This window comes from Candidatus Anaeroferrophillus wilburensis, assembly GCA_016934315.1.
Classification (GTDB): Bacteria; Desulfobacterota; Anaeroferrophillalia; order Anaeroferrophillales; family Anaeroferrophillaceae; genus Anaeroferrophillus; species Anaeroferrophillus wilburensis.
On record JAFGSY010000007.1, the window covers coordinates 81140 to 102916 of the forward strand.

General features: G+C 54.1%; 15 protein-coding genes. 4 read left to right on the forward strand and 11 right to left on the reverse strand.

What is annotated here, in order from left to right; genetic code table 11:
- Position 1: 1 nt before the first annotated feature.
- From nudC to JXO50_01275, 6 genes are all read right to left on the reverse strand, one after another.
- Positions 2-928, reverse strand: a complete 927-nt coding sequence (nudC, locus tag JXO50_01250) for an NAD(+) diphosphatase (protein MBN2331714.1) — start codon at positions 926-928, stop codon at positions 2-4.
- Between the two features lie 81 nt (positions 929-1009).
- Positions 1010-3979, reverse strand: a complete 2970-nt coding sequence (locus JXO50_01255; GenBank protein MBN2331715.1) for an NAD-glutamate dehydrogenase — start codon at positions 3977-3979, stop codon at positions 1010-1012.
- 298 nt (positions 3980-4277) lie between these two features.
- Positions 4278-5588 carry a class I SAM-dependent RNA methyltransferase gene (locus JXO50_01260; GenBank protein MBN2331716.1) on the reverse strand — a complete coding sequence of 437 codons (1311 nt, stop codon included), beginning with the start codon at positions 5586-5588 and terminating at the stop codon, positions 4278-4280.
- 4 nt (positions 5589-5592) lie between these two features.
- Positions 5593-6711, reverse strand: coding sequence for a hypothetical protein (locus JXO50_01265; protein ID MBN2331717.1), 1119 nt, complete (start codon positions 6709-6711; stop codon positions 5593-5595).
- 186 nt (positions 6712-6897) lie between these two features.
- Positions 6898-8295: a peptidoglycan DD-metalloendopeptidase family protein gene (locus JXO50_01270; protein MBN2331718.1), complete on the reverse strand. Its 1398-nt coding sequence runs from the start codon at positions 8293-8295 to the stop codon at positions 6898-6900.
- 190 nt (positions 8296-8485) lie between these two features.
- Positions 8486-10132, reverse strand: coding sequence for an EAL domain-containing protein (locus tag JXO50_01275; protein ID MBN2331719.1), 1647 nt, complete (start codon positions 10130-10132; stop codon positions 8486-8488).
- 262 nt (positions 10133-10394) lie between these two features.
- Between JXO50_01275 and JXO50_01280 the strand changes: the two genes are divergently transcribed.
- Together JXO50_01280 and JXO50_01285 are read left to right on the forward strand one after the other, a co-directional pair.
- Positions 10395-12539 (forward strand): RNA-binding transcriptional accessory protein, encoded by a 2145-nt coding sequence (locus tag JXO50_01280; GenBank protein ID MBN2331720.1) that lies wholly within the window; start codon positions 10395-10397, stop codon positions 12537-12539.
- A 53-nt stretch (positions 12540-12592) separates the two neighbouring features.
- A complete protein-coding gene (locus tag JXO50_01285; protein MBN2331721.1) occupies positions 12593-12778 on the forward strand; it encodes a hypothetical protein in 186 nt (61 codons plus the stop codon).
- 152 nt (positions 12779-12930) lie between these two features.
- Here the strand turns inward: JXO50_01285 and JXO50_01290 are convergent, their stop codons facing one another.
- The 4 genes from JXO50_01290 to JXO50_01305 form a co-directional block, all read right to left on the reverse strand.
- On the reverse strand, positions 12931-13260 hold the full coding sequence (locus tag JXO50_01290; GenBank protein ID MBN2331722.1) for a nitrous oxide-stimulated promoter family protein: 330 nt from the start codon (positions 13258-13260) through the stop codon (positions 12931-12933).
- A gap of 442 nt (positions 13261-13702) precedes the next feature.
- On the reverse strand, positions 13703-15520 hold the full coding sequence (typA, locus tag JXO50_01295) for a translational GTPase TypA (protein MBN2331723.1): 1818 nt from the start codon (positions 15518-15520) through the stop codon (positions 13703-13705).
- Positions 15521-15732: 212 nt separating this feature from the next.
- On the reverse strand, positions 15733-17436 hold the full coding sequence (locus tag JXO50_01300) for an AMP-binding protein (protein MBN2331724.1): 1704 nt from the start codon (positions 17434-17436) through the stop codon (positions 15733-15735).
- Positions 17436-18554, reverse strand: coding sequence for a Glu/Leu/Phe/Val dehydrogenase (locus tag JXO50_01305; GenBank protein ID MBN2331725.1), 1119 nt, complete (start codon positions 18552-18554; stop codon positions 17436-17438). The genes JXO50_01300 and JXO50_01305 overlap by 1 nt, the downstream gene beginning before the upstream one ends.
- A gap of 159 nt (positions 18555-18713) precedes the next feature.
- Here JXO50_01305 and JXO50_01310 point away from each other — a divergent pair, with 159 nt between their 5' ends.
- Positions 18714-18857 (forward strand): hypothetical protein, encoded by a 144-nt coding sequence (locus JXO50_01310; GenBank protein MBN2331726.1) that lies wholly within the window; start codon positions 18714-18716, stop codon positions 18855-18857.
- Positions 18858-18863: 6 nt separating this feature from the next.
- Complete coding sequence (locus JXO50_01315) at positions 18864-20765, forward strand: sugar phosphorylase (GenBank protein ID MBN2331727.1); 1902 nt, start codon at positions 18864-18866, stop codon at positions 20763-20765.
- A gap of 31 nt (positions 20766-20796) precedes the next feature.
- Here JXO50_01315 and JXO50_01320 read toward each other — a convergent pair whose 3' ends face one another.
- Positions 20797-21669, reverse strand: a complete 873-nt coding sequence (locus JXO50_01320) for an HDOD domain-containing protein (GenBank protein MBN2331728.1) — start codon at positions 21667-21669, stop codon at positions 20797-20799.
- Positions 21670-21777 lie beyond the last annotated feature (108 nt).

The window sequence follows — 21777 nt, forward strand, 5'->3', positions numbered from 1 at the left end:
CTCATGGTGAGCGTAATGCCGCCAGGGATTTTTCTTCCCCGCCGGCAGCAAACCAGCCGGCAATCAGTCGATGAGCCAGGGCACCCGGTGTCGGAACACGGATCGTTCCCTGCTCAAGCTCCTTTTTCAGTTCCGACCGGGCCACCCAGCGAACATCTTCCAGTTCTCCATCAGCACAGGCGATCTCCCCTGACGTGGCAACGGCGGTAAAGCCCACCATCAAAGAACGGGGGAAAGCCCAAGGCTGCGAACCAACATAGTCGATCTGCTGCACCTCTACCCCTGACTCTTCCCGCACTTCCCGGGCAACTGCCTCCTCCAGGCTTTCTCCTGGCTCCACAAATCCCGCCAGCACGGAATAGAGCCCCGCCGGCCAGCCGGCCTGGCGAGCCAGAAGGCACCTGTCCTGCCAGCTGACTTGAACAATCACCGCTGGATCGGTACGGGGGAAATGCTGCCGCTGACAGGCAGGGTTGGTGCACACCAGCAGATGTCCCCCCTCCGCGCCGGCATTAAGAGCTCCGCAATCACCGCAATAACGATTCCGCCGGTGCCAGTAGGCCATGGCCCGGACATAGGAAAGCATGAGAAAAACACTGTCCGGCACCACAGAAACCAGCCGTCGCAAGCGGCAAAAAACCCCAAAGGGTCTCAATCGGTCAGCCACCGACTGATCATCGGGCAGAACGAGGGCAAACCAGGGGTTTTTCTCCCGAGTGCCAAGGAATATAACCTTAGAAGAATCGAGAAGGTCTTCAAGGTCGACGGCCGCCAGGCTGACTGGGAGAGGGGACTCCTCACCGGCAAAGAAGTTCTGTAACCGCCAGCAGGGCAGAAACCGCGATTCAGGCTGCGTCAGCTGCTCAGCAAGCCAGTCTGCATCACGACGCTTGACAGCCGACCGATCAAACAAGAAATCCTGCTTCATCTCACCAGGTCACCATTCCCGTCCTGCAGCCATTTCTCCATACGATCATCATCTGCCCGCCATGGCACACATCGCCCGGCATCAACCGGAAAAATGCTTCTTAACATACCGTTTCAGAGTGTTTTCAAAATCGGTCTCCCATTCTCCCTGGTAGACAATCCTGGAGGCTAGCTCACTGGCCAAAATGGCATAATGATATTTCGGCGGCAGCTTCCTGATCCGCAGCCGGTATTTCCGGTTATCACTGATAAAGCGGGGTAAATGGGCCAGGATAACCGGGCGAAACATGGCATCGGCGGCCAAATCAGGCCGCGACTGGAAAAAGCTGAACAGCCGATTATAATGCTCATTGATTTCTGCACTGATACTGTTGGCAATCTCCGTATAAAGAATGCTCCCTCCCGCTTCCCGGTAGCGGCTGAACAACAGTTGCGCTTCATCACGAGCCCGCTTTTCCAGAATACCAAGGACATCAGCCACATACGTCTCCTTATGTCTGAGAAACTCCTTCTCACTGAGCAGCAGATTGGCAATAATCTCATACGAAGAAGAGATAACCCCGCATTTATTGGCAGCCGCATCACGGATAACAATCACCCCCCGCTGTTGAATCTCCTGGCGGGCAGCCGGGGTAATGAAAGAGTTGGCACCCTCGACAATCGCTCGGCAGGTGGCTTCCCCCCGGGCAGTGAACAACCGTTGCCAATTATGGCTATCAATGGTTTCCGGCCGACCGCCGGCAGGAATAAAAAGGTCGGCAGCAACGGAAAAAATCAGGCCGTCAAACTCCCGATGAAACTCGTCCGGGGTTATCCAGTGTTCTTCAACTCCCTCCTCCGTGCGAACTAGCTTACGGAACAACTCAACCAGACCTTCCTGGCGCCTTATTTTGCGAAAGAGTATAAATCCACCCGGCGAAAGAAGATCGGGATTGAAATCATCGATATTGGCCGCCAGTGCCAGTCGGCCCATTTCCTGCCCATCAAGCCCCCGGGGATCATAGGCCGCCCCCGAACCGGCCACCACCAAGGTGATCGCCACCCACGGGCAGCGGGCCAGCAGCAAGCGGATGGCGTTCCCGGCCACGTCACCGTTGGGACCGCCGGTAATTTTGACCGTAAACGGGTCATGCCGCATATCCACCCCCAGCTCAGCCATGGTTATTTCGGCAAAGGTTATAACCCCCAACGACGTCACCCCGTACTGCTTATGGTTGATACCCACCTCTTTGCTGGATATCAGCGCCGGCCCAAGGAGATACCCTCTCTTGACCGATTGCCTGGCAATCAGTTCAATCATCGAATCATGCATATTCTCATCGGGGCCCAGCTCGATCGGTTCATCTTCACCATAATAATCAACAACCTGCGGATGCTGAACCCGGCCGTTACGGGTAACAAAGATATCCAAAAAAGCATTGACAAAGCCGTACTGGAGCTTGTAGAGGCGCTGGGTGATAAGATCCTGATCCTCAATGTCCGAAACATCCAGCACCACCCCCATCTTTGAACCGCCCTCATAGATATCCTTGTTTTTCAGGTTCTGGGTATGGGCCAGGACATAGACCTCGCGAAACAGGGTATCCGCGGTAGTGAGAAAGTCATCCGCTGTCCGGCAGATAACCGTCCGCCAGCCGCCACGAGCAATATCAGCAAAACCCACATGGTAGCCGGCCCCGTAGCGACCGTAAAAAAAGGTCACCCGAAAAGGCTCACCGGCCGGCAGATCACTGGTGAATTCGTCGCCCATGGCTACCAGGTAGGCAGGATCAAGGCGAAAGGCCAGCGCATGTTTTTCCGGCACAAAAAAATTGGTCTTCAACGTATAGTGAATCAGCAGCAGAGCGGTGAAAAAAATTGTTTTTCTGGTCTCATCCAGAACCCGATGGCCGGTATTATAGCCCTCAATCTCCTCTTTCACGTGGGCATAGGCACGCCCATAGCGGACCTCACGGTCCTCTTCCGACGGATGAAAACGAAGAAAAAACAGCTTCGTCAGCTGCAGTGCCAGATCCGGATTATGGTAAAAAGCCCTTTTGATCTCCTGCAGGTCAAACTGTTCCGGCCGGTTATGGGCCAGATTGCCATGGCAAAAGGCAATCAGGGCATTGGTCAAAGAAGCTTCCGGGCCGGTCATGACCCGATGAACCAGAAAGGAGGTATAGACCCGGCCGGTATTGGCGAGAATCTGGGTATTATAGAGTTCAGCTTTCAACTCCTGATAGAACGCTGACTCTTTCAGCACCAGATCACCCTGCCGCGTGGAAACATAGAGGGTTGCCAGAAAATAGGGGGTTACCCCATTGCTGACATTGAGGCAATAAGCCCGGCGGATACTGATATCAAAACGATTGAGAATTTCCAGCACCTGGGCCAGGAAGCCGCCTTCCGGCGGGTTGCCCACGGCAAACAGGAGTCGTGATTCCTGATGGTGGGTGACATCTTCGGTATTTTCAACGTCCAGATAGAGGCCATTATGCTTGCAGACCTGCTGATAGAGGGAGATGATCCGGGCAACCCGCTCAGGCGGCGAGATACGGATATAGCGTTCGTTGTTAAGCCAGAGCATCCGCAGAATCTGATCAAAGTCAGCAAAAGCAAAATCAGGGTAGGCGGCCGGCATGACGTTCTTGATCGCTTGCTTGATGGTCCGCGGGATACGAATGATGCCAGCGGCGGCAATCTCACGGTGGGGTTTGCGGTCAAATTCGAACCGCTGAATTTCGAGCGGATCTTTTGTGCCGGGAACCGGTCGATAGGAATGACTGACCTCTGCGTAAGAGATGTTTTGTTCCTGGAGCTGACTGAATGACTGATAGAGGGAACCCGGAAGGCTGAGACTGGCCTGAATCAGCTGCCCTGGCTGGTCGGCAAGCACCAGATGGCGGTTATGGACCAACGTATGGAGGCTGCCAACCAGATTGGCAAGAGCATCATGTTCGTCGGCCATGGTAATGAAAAAGTAGGGGTTAAGATTTGCCTGGAGCCAGTCAAAATTTTTCTCGGCCTGGGCACAACGCTCCTGTAAAATCCCCTCAATACTTACATACATGGCTTTTTTCAGCTGCTGAAACTGTTTGTCCATCACCACCTCACTGTAATTTTATCAGGCTGCAACCTTCGTCACTGCGGCAGACTGGCTGCTCACCTCACTCCACAGGTTTTGCTTGCCTCGAAGATGGAACGGCTGCGATACCATCTGGAGTTAGAGGCATTTTAGCGTTTGTTCTTTTCATACCATCTAACACCGGACAGCGCCAGCATTCTCTTATGGTCATGATGAACAAACCCAACCCACAGGCCGCCATCAGAAGCACTTTAAGTCGATTTTTTCCATGCCCAAAAAACCGTCAGGAAACTTTTCTTACCAGGAAGGCAACAATCTCAAGGTGGTAGGTATGGGGAAACATATCAACCGGCTGGGCGGAAAGCAGCTGGTAACCCAGGGCAGCCAGCCGCTGCACGTCCCGGCACAGGGTGGCAAGATCGCAGGCAACATAGACAATCCGGGCAACTTTGCTGGCGGCCAGCTGCTGCAGCAGGCGCTGGTCGCACCCCTCTCGGGGAGGATCAAGAATGACAGCATCAATGGTTGATAATCTGGCAGCTAAGGGGGAGAACATCTTTTCAGCCCGACCGCCAATCCAGGTTACCTGTTCGGCAGCCAATGTCTTGCTGTTTATCTCGGCATCGCGCAATGCACTACGGGATGACTCAATACCATATACCCGGTCGAAAAATCCGGCAAAGGAGAGGGCGAACAGGCCAACGCCGCAGAACAGGTCAACCAACGTCCCGTTATGCTTCCCCGAAAGCAGCAAACCGGCAACCGTATCCACCAGAATTTCAGCCTGGGAGGTGTTGGTCTGGAAAAATGATTGCCCTGAGACTTGAAACGTCAGGCCTCGACAGGGAATTGCTACCCTGTCGGCGACCATAGCCGCTGTCGTTTTCAAGCGGGCAACAATCGCTGCCGGCAGGTCGGTCGTCAGCCGGGGAACATGCGTACCAAGCACATCCATACCACTGCGCACGGCAATGGAGGTAATCGGCCGTTTGTTCAGCCAGCTGGCAAATGCCGGCAAAGAACGGCCACAATCAGCAAGGAACTGATTGTTTTGGCGGTGCTGCACCAAACATGAACCAGTTGGTAAACTAAAAATACTAACCACTCGGTGGGAGTTAGCGGCAAAAAATCCCAAGTGCACATTTTCATGGTCAACCAGAACACACTTGGCCGTCACCTTGTTACGAAAATGAAAAGGATCAGTCATGCCAACAACGGCATGGACTTCAACTGTTTCCGCCGGCAGGGCATGCCGGAGCCCTTCAACAACCAGTTCTCTTTTTATGGCGAGTTGTGAATCATAAGCCAGGTGCTGCCAGGGACAGCCGCCACAGCCGTGCTGAATATAAGGACAGGGAGGGGTAATGCGAACCGGCGACGGGGTAATGATTTCCAGCAATTCAGCCCGGGCATAGCGCTTTTTTCGGGTAACGATTTTTGCCCGGATGATATCGTGCGGCGCGGTCCACGGCACAAACACCGCCAGCTGATCCACGCGTCCCAGGCCATCGCCGCCATAGACCAGCTTCTCTATTGTCAGGGTAACAATATCGTTGACGTCGGCGCTCATCAGTGGTGGGGCAGGAAAAGACAACACATTATTTTTGGGTGATGGCCTTCAGGCCGGGCACGGGAGGCAGCATGGATCTCCTGGATCCCGATGACCGGTTATACGTCATTGTCTCGCGGCCACCCCGGGCAACTGGGGTTTGCTGCTCACCACCGGTGATAAGGTAGCTGACAACATCTTTGAGCTCATCGGCATAGGAGGTCATCTCCCCCGCAGCAGCGGCAAACTCTTCCGCGGTCGCCGCATTATGCTGGGTTACCTTATCCATCTCACTGATGGCATAATTAATCTGTTCAATACCATGGGCCTGCTCCCTGGATGCCTGTGATATATCGCCGGTCAACCGGTTCACGTTATCAACCTGCTCTGACACCGTGGCAAAACCATCAACCGAACGGGAAACCAGGTCAATACCCCGCTTGGTTTTCTGAACGGTATCCTCAATCAATACCGAGGTATCTCTGGCGGCAACCGCCGAACGCAACGCCAGATTTCTTACCTCCTCGGCAACCACCGCAAAACCGGCACCCGCTTCTCCGGCCCTTGCCGCTTCAACGGCAGCATTCAGGGCCAGCAGATTAGTCTGGAAGGCAATCTCATCGATGGTTTTAATGATTTTTGATATTTGATCACTGGCAGCAGAAATCTCGCCCATGGCATCTTTAAGTTCGGTCATTGTTTCATTGACCTGGCCAAAGCCGCCGCTGACCTGCCCCATCATCAGGTTGCCCTGATCAGCATTGGCGGCGTTCTGTTTCGTTGTGGCATTCATCTCCTCCAGAGAGGCAGCCGTCTCCTCCAGCGCCGATGCCTGATTGCCGGCACCATCCGCCACCTGTTGGCTAGAGGTTGAAATCTGGGCGGCCGCCGCTGATATCTGATTGGAGTTTTGCATCAATCTCTTAATGCCGATTTTCAACGGTGCGCTGATGGTGTGATTGATGAACAGCATAAGCAGTAAACCACAAGCAAGCCCACCAGCAGTAATCAGTAACAACCCCATGGCATACCCTCGGGATACCGAAAAAGCCGGACCGGCAACCTGATGCTGCACACTGTTCAAACCTATCCAGCTATAGGTTCCCATGGCAAGCAGAAAAACCGCCATTACCACATATCCCACCAGCAGTTTGTTGATTATTTTCATTTTTCTGAACCAGCGCATAAACATCCCTTCACGTTGAGCAAGGTTATGACTCTCTTCACTATTCAACAACAAAACTAATAACCAACCACGGTCCTTATCCTTTCGGCAACCGCCGGCCATTATTTTAGCCATTTCTGTAAAAAAGAACCACTGGGAGGAAATGGGAGCAGAAGTCGCAGAAAGTTTTTACAGCTGCGTTTCACCACCTTCAGGAAAGTCGTGGCGAACCAGCCGGATAGTTTCCAGGGAGGCTTGACAGGCAAACATCTTTTGCAGAAAGGAAGGCATTACATGGTCCGACAGCCGGCGCGCCCGGGGGTTTTCCATCTTTAACGGATTGATAAAACGGCCGTTTTTCTTCATCCGAAAATCCAGGTGGGGGCCGGTTGCCATTCCGGTGCTACCCACATAGCCGATAACCTCCCCCTGGGCCACCTTGATGCCCCTTTTGGCCTTGCCGGCAAAACGGGAAAGATGCAGGTAGCTGCTTTCATAGCCGTTGGGATGACGAATTTTGACGTAGTTCCCCGCCTGGTTGTCACTGGCAACGCAGACAACCGTCCCGTTGCCCGCCGCTTTTACCGGCGTTCCGACGGGAGCGGCATAATCTATCCCGGGATGGGGCAGCCAGATTTTTCTAATGGGATGGAGACGGCGATGGCTGTAGGTGGAGGAAATTCGATGAAAGGAAAGCGGCGCTTTCAGGAACGCCTTACGCAGGTTGCTCCCGTCAGCATTATAATAACCGGGAAGTCCGTCTTCGTCGCGATAGAGTATTCCCAGAAAGTTCTTTCCCTGATTGGTGAATTCCGCCGCCTGCACCAGACCATAGTCGATAAATTTGCCATCACGATACCGCTTTTGCACCAGCGCTCTAAACCGATCACCAGCCCTGATATCCCTGATGAAATCAACTTCCCAGGCGAAAATATCTGCCAGCTTGTACGCCAGCTCAGCCTTTTCGCCTATGGCTGTCACGGCGGCAAATAGAGTAGAATCGATAGTGCCCTGAACCACCACAGTATTGACATCATAGGCTATGGGAACCCGGGAAACAGTAAAGCCAGCAGCCTGACAGGAAACTGCCAGTTTTTCCTCAGCATTGATCTCGTAGTCAAAACCAACCAGCTCACCATCGGCCACCTGCAGTGAAAAAATCCGGCCGGCACGAATCCGGGAGAGGGGAAAGCTGCTGTCACACGCTTGGCTTAAGGCGACAATCTGCCGGGGGGCAAGGTAGTCACTCAGCAGCGCCGAAACCGTTTCTCCGGGGCGGATAATCCGGGAACAGGACTCCACAACCGGCAGTGAATCCTGCCCGGCAGCCGGCACCGACCCGTCCGGCATTGATCCCTGGGCAACCGGCAAAACCGGCTCATTGGCACCAGACGATGCCAGAGACCATCGGCCAAAAGACTGTCGATCTGAAAAAGTTCCCGAGAGGACGCCGCCAGCCAGTACCAGAGCGGCCAGCAAAAAACAAACGACCCGACGTTTGCGACGCCGACCTTTTGTCTTTTGCTCGTTTAAACGGTCATGCATGGCAACAAAAAACCCCAAAGCTTCCCGAGTGAATTTCCCCATTGATGTTGAACACCCTATAATGACCTTTATCTCTTTTGTCAACGTTGACGGCTTTATTCTCTACCAGGGTCACGCAGTTCCTCCGGCTTACACTGGCATGATTCATGTTGTCGCCCATGTTTGCCAACCATTTCCAAGCAGCTCGAAGGCACCCCACCGCCAAACATGGTCACACAAGCAATTCCCATGCCTATAACCATGCGCCCTTCAGTTTCCATGACGATGATGGCAGACTGGCCATAAGCTCATCGGCTGGCAATGGCCTGCTGATCAAAAACCCCTGGGCAACATCGCAGGTCAGCTCTTTCAACTGCTCAAGAACGGTGTCAGTTTCAACTCCCTCTGCGGTTACTTTCAGCCCCAGGTGGTGGCCAAGCTCGATAATTATTTTAACAATAACCGCATCGTCATGATTATCGGCCATATTCATGACGAATGATTTGTCAATTTTAAGCTCGTGAACCGGCAGCTGTTTCAGATAAGCCAACGATGAGTAACCGGTGCCAAAATCATCAATGGACAGCCGGACAACAATGTTCTGCAGCCTGGTCAAAACCTCCATAGCCCGTTCATGATCCACCATAATGGTGGTTTCAGTAATTTCCAGGACAATATGGTCAGGGTTAATCCGATGAGCGGCCATCATCCCGATCAGCATATCGGGAAACTGGGGATCCAGCAGCACCCTGGCGGAGATATTGATCGTCACGCCGAGATCATAGCCGGCAGCCTGCCATGCCGCGACCTGCTTTAGCGACTGATCAATCACCATATTGGTCAGTGGTCTGATCAATCCGGTGCGTTCCGCCAGCGGAATAAAATCATCAGGAGGCATCAAGCCATGCTCCGGATGCTGCCAGCGCGCCAATGCTTCCACTTCTAAAATTTTGTTGGTCTTGAGGTCAACTTTTGGCTGGTAAAAGAGCAGCAGTTCCTGCTGCTCAATAGCCTGGCGCAGCTCAGCCAACAACGTCAACCGTCGGGGACTGTAGTGATCGAGTTTGCGTGAATATTGGAGAATGCCTGATTTTTCCCGCTTGGCCGCATACATGGCCACTTCCGCACGCTGCATCAAGGTATCAACATCATTTCCATGTTCAGGAAACAAAGCAATACCGATACTGGCATGGACATCAAGGTTGAGACCACTGACCTGGAATGAAGGCTTCAGAGCCTGCTGCAGCTTTTTAACCACCAGTGGCAGATCGCGCTCGGATGCCAGCTTGGGCAACAGAATGGCAAATTCATCCCCACCCAAACGGGCGACGCTGTCCAGGTTGCGAATGGTTCCCTGCAATCGGGTAGCCACCTGCTTCAAAATGATATCACCATTGAAGTGGCCCAGGGTGTCATTGATCTCCTTAAAATTATCCAGGTCCATGATCAGCACTGCCAGCTGGCTTTGCTGTCGCTGGGCGGCACTTAAAGCCTGCTGCAGGCGGTCGTGGAGCAGAACCCGATTAGGAAGTTCGGTCAACGAATCATGGGTCGCCTCATGGGTCGCCTTTTCCTCCAAAACCGCCGTCTGAGCCCGCAGATCGGACGTCTCGTCGATGATTACCGCACCAGCCTGATAGGCAATCATGGAACTTACATACTGCCCCCAGAAGGCAAACATAAAAGGCATCATATCCAACACCCAGAGGGCGAAATTCGTCTTCTGGGCATACACTAGACTGTCAAGGGTAATGGTATTTTTTTCGAGATAGGCAACCATCACGGTAGCCATGAAAATACAGGTGACCGCGATAAGAACACCATAAACCGCGTATTTGCTGGCTCGGGATTTCAGCAGACCGGTGGTGGCCGCCAGCCTCTGGACCGTGGAACTAATCATTATGCCCTCTCAATCAAAGTGTGTCCCTTGAGGCAAACAATAACCATGTCCGGGGAAGGTTCTTTTGGCTACTATTCGCCAGCCTTTTGTTCTTCGCCGCCATCTGTCAATAACTTATCGAAAACATTCCATAAAACTTAAATAAAGGGAACTTTACTCTTTTGAAGCCATTCGCTGCTGGCATAATCTTGTCTTTTCGCTTATAGGTGCAGGAGCAACCTGTTGACCTGTTTTGTCACCATTCGCTTACGGAATACTCGCCATGAGAGCATTGTTTTTCCAGCTTATCGCCGATCAGCTGCACATCACCAGCCGGCAGGTGCAAGCCGTTGATGAACTGCTGCAGAACGGCAGCACCATCCCGTTTATTGCCCGCTACCGCAAGGAGGACACTGGATCCCTTGACGAGGTTATGCTGACTACCATCAGAAACAGTCTGGAGCAGCTGACCGCCTTGGAACATCGGCGGGAAGTCATCCGAAACTCCCTTGCCGACCGGCAGCTACTCACCAGGGAGCTGGAAAATCGGCTGCTGGCAATAACATCGATGACGGAAATGGAAGATTTCTACCTTCCCTACCGGCCAAAACGACGAACTAGGGCTTCGGTCGCCCGGGAAAAGGGGTTGGAACCCCTGGCGACCAAACTGCTGGCCCAGCAAACCGTCGATCTCCCTGCTGCAGCTGCACCCTATCTCGATCCGGAAAAGGAGGTCCATTCCATTGATGATGCCCTGGCCGGCGCCCGTGACATTGTCGCTGAGTGGGTCAGCGAGGATCCTGCCAGCCGCACCTTACTCCGCAAACTATTTGTGGCCGAAGGAATTATCGTTGCAAAAGTCGTCAAAGGCAAGGAAGCAGCTGGCAGCAAATTCCGTGATTACTTTGCCTGGCAGGAAAAAGCAGCAGCCATCGCCGGCCACCGGCTGCTGGCCATGCTACGCGGCGAAAAGGAAAAAATTCTCAGTATCACTATTCGCCCGCCGGAAGAAAACGCTCTCGTACTGCTCCGGCAACGATTTGTCAGGCGTGACAACCCAGCCGGCCATCAGATCAATACTGCGGTGGAAGACAGCTATAAAAGGCTGCTGGTTCCGGCGCTGGAAAATGAATTCCGCCGGTCGCTGCGGGAGCGGGCCGAAGGGGAGGCGATAAAGGTTTTTGCCGACAACCTTCGTGAACTGCTCCTCGCCTCACCCCTCGGGCAAAAACGGCTGCTCGCCCTTGATCCGGGCTTTCGCACCGGGGCCAAACTGGTATGCCTGGACGGCCAGGGACAGCTGCTCCACCACGACATCATCTATCCGACCCATTCACAAAAAAAAGTTACCGAAGCGGCGGCCGTGATAAAAACCCTTTGCCATCGGTACGCCATTGAGGCGATCGCCATCGGCAATGGCACCGCCAGCCGGGAGACGGAAGCCTTTATCAGGTCCCTTGACCTTGACGGCACCATTGACATTGTAATGGTCAACGAGGCGGGAGCCTCCGTCTATTCCGCTTCTGAGGTGGCCCGAACGGAGTTCCCCGACCATGATCTGACGGTCCGGGGTGCGGTTTCCATCGGCCGGCGCCTGCAGGACCCCCTGGCGGAACTGGTAAAAATAGACCCTAAAGCGATCGGCGTGGGACAGTACCAGCATGATGTGGATCAACAGGCGTTGAAACGGCGGCTCGATGAGGTGGTCAGCAGCTGTGTCAACATAGTGGGAGTGGAGGTCAATACGGCCAGCCCTGAGCTCTTATCCTCTGTCTCCGGTTTAAGCCCGGTCCTGGCTCACAACATCGTCAGATTCCGCAATGAACAGGGTCCCTTCAGCTCACGACAGCAGTTGCTCAAGGTTCCCCGTCTGGGAGCCAAAGCCTTTGAACAGGCTGCCGGATTTCTCCGCATCCGCAACGGCAGCAATCCCCTGGATGCCAGTGCCGTCCATCCAGAACGCTATTCCCTGGTGAACCAGATGGCGCAAGAGTGCGGCTGTCCGGTCAAAGAATTGATGGCTTCAGAAAGTCTGCGGCAGCAGATTAACCTGCAAAGGTATATTTCCAGCACGGTCGGCCTTCCTACCTTGAGCGATATCATGGCAGAACTGGCCCGACCCGGCCGAGATCCTCGCCGGAAATTTGAGCGCTTCTCTTTTCAAGAGGGGATTTGCCAGCTTGAAGACCTTAAGCCGGGGATGAAACTCCCCGGGCTGGTCACCAATGTCACCAGATTTGGTGCCTTTGTGGATATTGGTGTGCACCAGGACGGCCTGGTCCATATCAGTCAGCTGGCCGATCGCTATGTCAGGGACCCTGGAGAGGTGGTCAAAGTCCAGCAACAGGTGATGGTCACCGTCATGGAGGTCGATCGCGAGCGCCGGCGCATTGCCCTTTCACTGCGTGAACGGCCTGAAAAACCCTGAAAAGACCAAACATTGACGGTGCCGCCGGCGGCAAAAAGTGCCACCTTACGCTCATGTTTGAGGCTGTACATGGCGTCGTAATCAAGCACCGCCAGCTTTGCCCTGAGTTCATCGATGGCGGTCATAATCTCACGATCATCGACCTTGATGAGAAGCTCGCCCTCCTTCACCTTTTGACTTTCGGCAACAGCAATCTCGGCAATACGGCCGCTGAACCCGGCAGTTATCCGGCTCTTTAACGGGCGCTCAGCTGCGCGAGAAGCATCCTTGTCTGTTCAGGATTCGGATCTTTTGGATGACCGTTGCAACACCGACAACGGAAGCAGAATAATTTTTTCATTATGATGATCCCTCTACAAGCAGATAAAGTCCGGGATAATCAACCGAATACCTACGTTTTCCTGAACCACGCCCTGAGCATATGCCGGATGGCTGCCAGGGGATGATGCCAAAGCATTTTTGGTCCGGCATAGCGCATGACCGCCCGGATCCTTTCCCGCATGGCCGGCTTATAACAATGGATTGGACATCTGCCGCAGGTGGTTTTTTTCTCCTGCAAGGGACAGTGATCAATCCTTGACCACGCGTACTCCAGCAGCTCTCTGCAGTCAGGACAAAGCGGGCGGCACTTGTGCTGCTTACGGCAATACAAGGCAATCATGCGGGCAATAGTTTCCCGCTCTTGTTGTATTCGTAATGAGGCGAGGTTATCATTTGCCATGAGTTATTGACCATCGTCGAGGATCAGTTTGCCAGTCACCGGCATAATACCAAGACGGTGCGGACGTTTTGTTCCTGGGTTGCCTTTCGGACTGAACAATAGTCTTAGCACGGATGATCGCCGTTTTTCGTTGACTTGAGTCAAGCCGCCAAGCCTTCCCGCCATCCATTGAAAAGGAAACCCCTCATCAGGGAACAGCGATTGCCTTGCTGCATGGCAATCCGGCAATACCCATGGGGAAACGACTATGGTAGCCCAGGAAACCCGATGCCCCGCCAAAATAAAAAAAGCGTCTTCCTAATGGAAGACGCTTCACGATTCTGCTTTCTACCGCCACTTTCAGGCAGCTATTATGTACTTTCGGCGACGAATCGACCCAATGGAAGAATTTACCCGGACAATAGCTGTAAGCAGCTCTTATCGCATCTAACCTGCATCTTCCCTATCGGCGTCCGGCCCGTTTGCGATCAACTTCCTTCAGCAGCCTTTTGCGCAAACGAATATATGAGGGGGTAACCTCCACCAGCTCATCGTCGTTGATGAACTCCAACGCCTGTTCCAGAGAAAACCGCACCGGCGGAGTAAGGATAATATTTTCATCACTGCCGGCGGCCCTGATATTGGTAAGCTGCTTGGCCCGAGTGGGATTGACCGCCAGATCATTGCCCCGGTTATGGATGCCGACAATCTGCCCTTCATACACCTCCACATTGGCCTCGACGCAAAGGCGGCCCCGCTCCTGCAAATTGAAGAGGGCATAGGCCAGCACCTTGCCGGACACCATGGAAACCAGCACTCCATTCTGGCGGGCCCCCAGCTCCCCGGTCTGCACCGGACCGTAATGATCAAAGATATGGGTCATGATGCCGCTGCCGGACGTCATGGTCATAAACTGGGAGCGAAAGCCGATAAGCCCCCGGGACAAGATGGTAAAATCAAGCCTGACCCGCCCCTGGCCATCGGGCCTCACGTTGGTCAGCTCCGCCTTCCGCCGGCCGAGCTCCTCCATAACACCGCCCTGGTGCTGGTCCTCGCAATCAATCACCAATATTTCATACGGCTCCTGCAACTGGCCATCAATTTCCCGGACAATCACCTCCGGGCGGGACACCCCCATTTCATAGCCCTCCCGGCGCATCTTTTCAATCAAAACTGAAAGATGCAGTTCCCCCCGGCCGGAAACCACAAACCTGTCCGGGCTGCTGCCGGGGGCAACCCGCAGGGCGACATCATGAATCAACTCACGATCGAGCCGCTCTTTGAGGTTGCGACTGGTAACAAATTTGCCGTCAAGACCGGCAAAAGGAGAATCATTGACCTGAAAGGTCATATTAACCGTCGGTTCATCAACTGACAGGGGCGGCAAAGCCTCAGGAAAATCAGGGGCACAGATGGTATCGGAAATTTTCAGCTCATCAATGCCCGTAATACTGACAATATTGCCGGCATGGGCTTCATCCACGTCCCGACGTTCAAGGCCAAGATGGGCCATAATGCCTAAAAGTCTTGCGGGACGCTGCCGGCCATTACGATCAACCACAACAACCGGGGTATTTCTGCGGGCCCGGCCCCGACGGATGCGGCCAAGGCCGATAACCCCGACGTAGGAGCTGTAATCCAGGGCACATACCTGCATCTGGAAAGGTCCATCGAGATCAACTGACGGCGGCGGTACCTGGGCCACAATCAGATCAAGCAAGGGGGACATATCACCACTGATTTTTTCCGGTTCAAGACCGGCAATACCTTGTACCGCCGAGGCATAGACCACCGGAAAATCAAGCTGTTCATCATTGGCGCCAAGGCGGACAAAAAGATCAAATATCTGGTCCACCACCCAATCCGGCCGCGACCCAACCCGATCAATCTTATTGACCACGACAATGGGATTCAATCCCGCCTTGAACGCTTTCTGGGTCACAAAACGGGTCTGGGGCATGGGACCATCAACCGCATCCACCAGCAGCAGGACAGAATCAACCATTGACAGGATTCGTTCGACTTCACCACCAAAATCCGCATGACCCGGGGTGTCGACAATGTTGATCTGGTAGTCACGCCATTGGATGGCTGTATTTTTGGCCAGAATGGTAATGCCGCGCTCCCGCTCCTGATCATTGGAATCCATGATCCGCTCTTTGCCGGCATCACGCCGGTCCAGCGTTCCCGACTGCTGCAGCAATCGGTCAACCAGAGTGGTTTTTCCATGGTCCACGTGGGCAATAATGGCAATATTTCGCAATTTTTCTACTGAATCCATATGTATCAACCTGTTGCAGACGTTATGATGGACATTTCCCCTCCCGGAGCACACGGCCCGGACAGCGGTTGCATGAACCAACTCGCAGGATACCTTTTTTGTATTGCACCAACTGGCAGTGGAGAAGGAAAAGGATGGAGGAGCATCAAAGGCAGTGTATCAAGAAAATGTTGCGCTTCCTAGCATCCTGCCGGTGAAACTGTCAAGGAAAATTACATCAGGTCATGTTCCTGCATGAATTTCTCCCGCATGCGGAACTTGGCCGGCTTGCCGGTAACCGTCAGGGGAAAGGCATCAACAAAACAAATATGGCGGGGAATCTTGAAATGGGCGATGGCGCCCCGGCAGTACTCCTTCAACTCTGTAGCAGTTATTTTCAGACCCGGGCGCAGTTGTACCCAGGCAACGATCTCCTCGCCCATCCGTGGATCGGGAACACCGAAAACCGCCACCTGAAGAATGTCAGGATGGCTGACAAGAAAATCTTCAATTTCGCGCGGATAAATATTTTCCCCTCCCCGGATGATCATCTCCTTGAGGCGGCCACTGATATGGAGGTAACCATCCTCGTCAAGCCAGCCCAAATCACCGGAATGGAGCCAGCCATGATGGTCAATGGCTTTGCCGGTGGCGTCAGGGTCATCATAATAGCCCTTCATAACCTGGTAACCGCGAAAACACACTTCACCGATTTCCCCCCGGGGCAGGATGGTGCCGTGCCGGGGTGACACCACTTTCACCTCCTGATGGGGAAGGTTGGTGCCCACCGTTGTTGTCCGGCGAACCAGATTATCATTGGCTGCCGTCAGGTGGGTAAGGGGCGAGGCTTCGGTCTGACCGTAGCCGATCAGAATCCGGGAACAATGCATCCGGGTTATGACCCGCTCCACCAAGTCAGGAGCACAGGGAGCACCAGCCATAATCCCGGTACGCAGACTCGATAAATCGAAGTCGGCAAATCCAGGATGTTCAAGCTCAGCTATAAACATGGTCGGCACCCCGTGAACCGCGGTACAGCGCTCTTCGGCAATCCCCCGCAGCACCGCCGACGGCTCAAAATAGTCACAGGGGATGACAATACAGGCACCCACCGACAGGCAGAGTAGGTTGCCCAGCACCAGACCGAAACAGTGGTAAAAGGGCACCGGCACGCAGAGTCGGTCGACAGCCGTAAAACCCAAGGATCGGGCGGCAAAATAGGCATTATTGAGGATATTATGATGACTCAGCTCAACCGCCTTCGGCGTCCCGGTAGTCCCGGAAGTATACTGGATATTGATGGGGTCGTCAAAATCAAGGCCAGCGGTAACCGCCTCCAGTTGTTCTTCCTTTATCTGCTCAGCTGCCGCCATTACATCCTGCCAGAGGGTAAAGCCGGAAGACGGCCGGCTGGTGGCGGCTGGGTTGGCAGGATCATAAAGGATGACATGGCGCAGTGCAGGAACTTGATCATCATCCAGTGCACCTGCCGTTGCCCATGCCAACGAAGGCAATAAACCAGCAAGCATGGCGGCATAGTCACTGGTCCTGAATGCCGGAATGACAAACAAACCTTGGACATGGGACCGCCGCAGGGCATACGATAGTTCTTTCGGTCGATACGCCGGGTTAATGGTCACCAAGACAGCTCCAATCCGGGCGGTGGCCAGCTGCAGGACAATCCACTGCAGGTTGTTGGTCGACCAGATGCCGATCCGGTCACCGGAACCATATCCGAGGGCCAGCAGGCCCCGAGCCAGGGAGTCGGCTTCCTGCCGCAGCTCCCGGTAGGTCAACCGTCTATTCTGGGGCAGGGAAACCACTGCCTCGTGATCAGGATAGGCTGCCATAATCCGGGCGGCATGGGCATAAATGGTTGCCCCTAGCAGCGGTTCATCGCCACCCCGGTGGAGATAACTTGACCGTTGGGCAGTCATCAGGATTCCTGCCGGTGCCAGCGCCGGTAGCTCATCGCTTTTTTTACCCGCCTGAGTGCCATTGCCGCTGCCGCCTCCCTGGGTTGGCAGCCTTTCCGGCATGCCTCCTCCAGCACCTGGTGGGTGTTGGCGCTGACCTTCTCACGAATCGCCTCCAAGGCAGCATGTTCTCCAGCGCCCCGATATTCCATTGCCGCGCAGATAACCCCGCCGGCATTAGCGATAAAATCAGGGACGCACATGATTCCCCGCTGGTGGAGAATGGCTTCGGCACCGGAAGAGAAAGGAATATTTGCCCCTTGAACTACCAGCCTGGCTTGCAATTGGGCAACATTCAGCTCATGCACCACATCCGGCCGGGCAGCCGGGATCCAGATATCACTGGCAAAACCAACGACGGCATCCCGCTCGCGTTTTTCCCCGGCAGGGTAGTCGATGACGCTGGCACCACTCTCCTTCAAGCACAACAAGGCAGCCACATCGAGACCCTTAGAGGAATAAAGGGCGCCCCGGGAATCGGCAACCCCAACCAGCACCGCCCCCTTCTCCGCCAGGAAGCGGGCGACATGTTTCCCCACCGCCCCGAATCCCTGGACCACCAGCCGGGCACCAGCCAGGGGCAGCTGGCAAAAACCGGCCGCTATTTCCGCTGCGTGGCTGAGGCCCCATCCGGTTGCCCCGATCTCATCCAGAGGGATGCCGCCCAGCTCCTTGGGCAAAGCCACCACCCGGTCCATCTCACCCTTCACCCAGGCCATACACTGCTCCTCGGTACCCATATCCGGAGCAAAAATATAATCCTTCTCCTCCTTGAGCGAGCAGGCCAGGGCCCGCATCAGCTGCTCCTTGGCAGCCGGTTCCATTTTTGGATCGGCGAAAACTACCATCTTGCCACCGCCGTGGGGCAGCCCGGCGGCTGCATTTTTAAAGGTCATCGCCCTGGCCAACCGGAAACACTCAACGGTTGAAACGTCAGGAGCCATCCGGATTCCTCCAAGCGCCGGGCCGGCCGCCGTGTTATCCACCACCAGCACCGCTTTCAGGCCAAGGGCAGGCTGGTAAACATGAATAATTTTCTCCGGCCCCAGTTCATCGGCAAATCTGAACATTTCGCTCATCGCTCTCCTCCTGGCCCCCATTCAACAGCCATGACCATGGCCCTGCCTCCTACCCCGCAGGCTTTGCGGGTTGCCTCCCTACCTTAAAATTTAACCGTTTATCTCCCCTTGTCAACAACCACGTTCCACATACGGTTTTTCGCACAAAGATCATGCGCCATGCACGACCTGCCGGCAAATATTCTTCATTTTTCACCGGTGCTGCCGAACATACAAGAAGTCGTTCCTGCTTTCGGCAGACAGATGACCCAAATCAAACAGGCTTTCGCAACGCTGCAGTTTCGCCAGGCAAACAAGGAATAAACTGTCATGCAGGATAGTCACCGCCCCCATGCACACCTGACCCATCTTCAGGAGCCGGACTATTCCCGGCCCCCATACCAGCTTTCCGCCGGCGCAAGGAAGCATCTGCACAGGCGGCTTTGCTTCATCTACAACCATGAAACTGCCGACCGCTACCTGCCCGAAGTGGAAAGAATCATGCAGATATACCACGCACACATCCCTCCTGAGCATTCCCCGCAGCAAAAAGGCTATAACCCTGCCAACCGGTTTACCGAACACGACGTCATCCTGATTACGTACGGTGATCTTATCCGGGGCACGGAAAGATCCCCGCTGACCACCCTGGAAAAATTCTGTGGCACCTACCTGGAAGGGACGATAAACACCATTCACATTCTGCCGTTTTTCCCCTATTCATCCGACCGCGGGTTTTCAATTATCGATTTTGCCACTGTCGATCCCAAGCTTGGCACCTGGGATGATATTGCCGATCTTGGACAGCACTATAAACTGATGTTTGACGGGGTCATCAACCATGTGTCTGCCAAGAGCCACTGGTTTCAGGAATTTTTGAACGGCAATCCCTACTATAAGAACTTTTTCATCACCTTCAATTCACCGGCTGAGTTGACCAAAGAGCAGCGGCGCAAAATCTTTCGCCCCCGGACTTCAGACATTCTGGTTCCCTTTCAGACGATCAATGGACCGGCCCATGTCTGGGCAACGTTCTCCGCCGATCAGGTTGACCTGAACTACAAAAATCCTGATGTCCTGATGCGGGTTCTTGAGGTACTGCTCCTTTATATCCGTCGTGGAGCTGCCATCATTCGTCTTGATGCGGTAACCTTCTTGTGGGCCGAACCGGGAACCCGCTGCGTCCACCTGGACCAGACCCATGAAATCGTCAAGCTGTTCCGGGACGTTCTCGATGCGGTCGCTCCCCATGTCGCCCTGATCACCGAAACCAACGTCCCCCATGAAGAAAACATCGCCTATTTCGGCAACGGCCATAATGAAGCCCAGATGGTCTATAATTTTGCTCTGCCGCCACTGGTGCTGCATACCTTTTATGCGGAAGATGCCCGGGTTCTCTCCCGATGGGCGGCCCACTTGACCACCCCGTCACCAACCACCACTTTTTTTAATTTTCTTGATTCCCATGATGGCATTGGCCTGATGGCGGTAAAAAATATCCTCAGCCAGGAACAGATCAGCTACCTCGCCAAAAAGACGCTGGAACACGGCGGGTTTATTTCCTACAAAACCGGAAGTGACGGCCAGGATGAACCGTATGAAGCAAATATTACCTGGTTCAGCGCCCTGAACCGGGAAGATGAACGCAGCGAAGATCTTGCTTTTCAGGTAAAGCGTTTTGTCGCTTCCCGCTGCATCGCCCTAGTCCTGGCCGGCGTGCCGGGGATCTATCTGCACAGCCTGATCGGCAGTCGTAATGACGTGGAAGCGGTGCTCAAGACCGATTCCAAACGGGACATCAACCGGACGGTTATTGACGGCCAGGCCATTACCAGAGCCCTTGAGGATCCGATGTCAAAAATTTCGAGGATCAGCCGGGAACTGGGACGGCTCATTGCCATCCGCTCGCACAAACGGGCTTTTCATCCCAACGGGCCGCAGCATATTATCAATCTCAAAGCCGAGGTTTTTGCGGTACTGCGATTATCGCCGGAACGGGACCAGCATATCCTGGCCCTGATCAATGTCGCCAATCGGGTCATTCATCTGGAAGTGGATTTTGCCCAACTATGTCTGGAAGATATTTGTGTGCTGGAAAACCACTGGTATGACATCGTCAGCGGCATGGAGTGGCTGGCTGAAAAGCGGAAGCTGTCGTTAACCATGATGCCCTATGACATCATGTGGCTTGAATCATACCGGCAGAAACTGCCCGACCGGCCGTCTGATTGACCGGTTTCGACATTAATGAGAGAACCTTGCTCTAAGCCAAGGCGGCAAAAAACGCTTCAAGCTCCTCCTGTTTATTGAAAAGGAACGATCTCACCTGCCCAACGGCACCTTCGTCGGCAGAAACCGCCTCAAGATCACCGGGACGAATCTGACCGGCAATCGAATTCCCCTCTTTGCCAATCCCCAGTTCCTGCGCCAGAACATTGGCAATTCTCAACAGGGTCACATCAACAACACTGGCTCCCGATGCCAGCTGCGGTTGATGGTGCCCGGCAACCGGCTGAACAATCTTGGCGGGGAATTTCCACCTGGTCAACAACATGGCGCTGACCTCACAGTGATCAATGCCGATAATCTCCCGTTCCACCAGATGCAGTTTGCTTTGTTGGCCCACATTGGCCCGTTCCAATACCTCCTGAAACAGCTCGGGAAAAAACTGGTCGAGAACGACTTTGCCAAGATCATGGAGAAGACCGACAATGAATAGATATTCACGGTCATCGGCACCGGCAAAACGACGGCCAAGCTCCTGCATCGCGGTTGCCACCGCCAGGCTGTGCAGCCACAGACCGGCGGCAGAAAAATAAGGGGAAGGCCGCCGGCCCCTGGGAAGACTCTTGATAATACCAATGGAAATCGCCAGAGATTTAACCATATTAAACCCCAGCAGGGCAACGGCATGCTTGACATCGGCAATTTTCTGGGGAAAACCATAATAAGCGGAATTGGCAACCTTGAGAACTTTAGCGGCCAGGGCCGGATCTCGAGAGATGACCGCCGTCAGATCAGCCGCATTAGTATTGGGATTCTGCATCAGCTCCAGCAGTTTCGGCACCACCGCCGGCAGCGTCGGCAACTCTTCAATCCTGGCATAGATTTTCTGGTACAGTTCTCCAGCTTCCATAGGGTTGCCTCCGACAGCAACGCTGTCACCATTCAGCATTATCAGCCTAAAGCGCGGTAGAGTGCCAACCAACGTCAAACGCCAAGCCCCTTGCGACCGGCAGCCAAC

Coding starts and splice junctions, on each gene's coding strand:
- nudC (MBN2331714.1), bottom strand. CDS start 928: ATGAAGCAGGATTTCTTGTTTGATCGGTCGGCTGTCAAGCGTCGTGAT.
- JXO50_01255 (MBN2331715.1), bottom strand. CDS start 3,979: ATGTATGTAAGTATTGAGGGGATTTTACAGGAGCGTTGTGCCCAGGCC.
- JXO50_01265 (MBN2331717.1), bottom strand. CDS start 6,711: ATGAAAATAATCAACAAACTGCTGGTGGGATATGTGGTAATGGCGGTT.
- JXO50_01270 (MBN2331718.1), bottom strand. CDS start 8,295: ATGGGGAAATTCACTCGGGAAGCTTTGGGGTTTTTTGTTGCCATGCAT.
- JXO50_01275 (MBN2331719.1), bottom strand. CDS start 10,132: ATGATTAGTTCCACGGTCCAGAGGCTGGCGGCCACCACCGGTCTGCTG.
- JXO50_01280 (MBN2331720.1), top strand. CDS start 10,395: ATGAGAGCATTGTTTTTCCAGCTTATCGCCGATCAGCTGCACATCACC.
- JXO50_01285 (MBN2331721.1), top strand. CDS start 12,593: ATGTTTGAGGCTGTACATGGCGTCGTAATCAAGCACCGCCAGCTTTGC.
- JXO50_01290 (MBN2331722.1), bottom strand. CDS start 13,260: ATGGCAAATGATAACCTCGCCTCATTACGAATACAACAAGAGCGGGAA.
- typA (MBN2331723.1), bottom strand. CDS start 15,520: ATGGATTCAGTAGAAAAATTGCGAAATATTGCCATTATTGCCCACGTG.
- JXO50_01300 (MBN2331724.1), bottom strand. CDS start 17,436: ATGACTGCCCAACGGTCAAGTTATCTCCACCGGGGTGGCGATGAACCG.
- JXO50_01305 (MBN2331725.1), bottom strand. CDS start 18,554: ATGAGCGAAATGTTCAGATTTGCCGATGAACTGGGGCCGGAGAAAATT.
- JXO50_01310 (MBN2331726.1), top strand. CDS start 18,714: ATGCACGACCTGCCGGCAAATATTCTTCATTTTTCACCGGTGCTGCCG.
- JXO50_01315 (MBN2331727.1), top strand. CDS start 18,864: ATGCAGGATAGTCACCGCCCCCATGCACACCTGACCCATCTTCAGGAG.
- JXO50_01320 (MBN2331728.1), bottom strand. CDS start 21,669: ATGGAAGCTGGAGAACTGTACCAGAAAATCTATGCCAGGATTGAAGAG.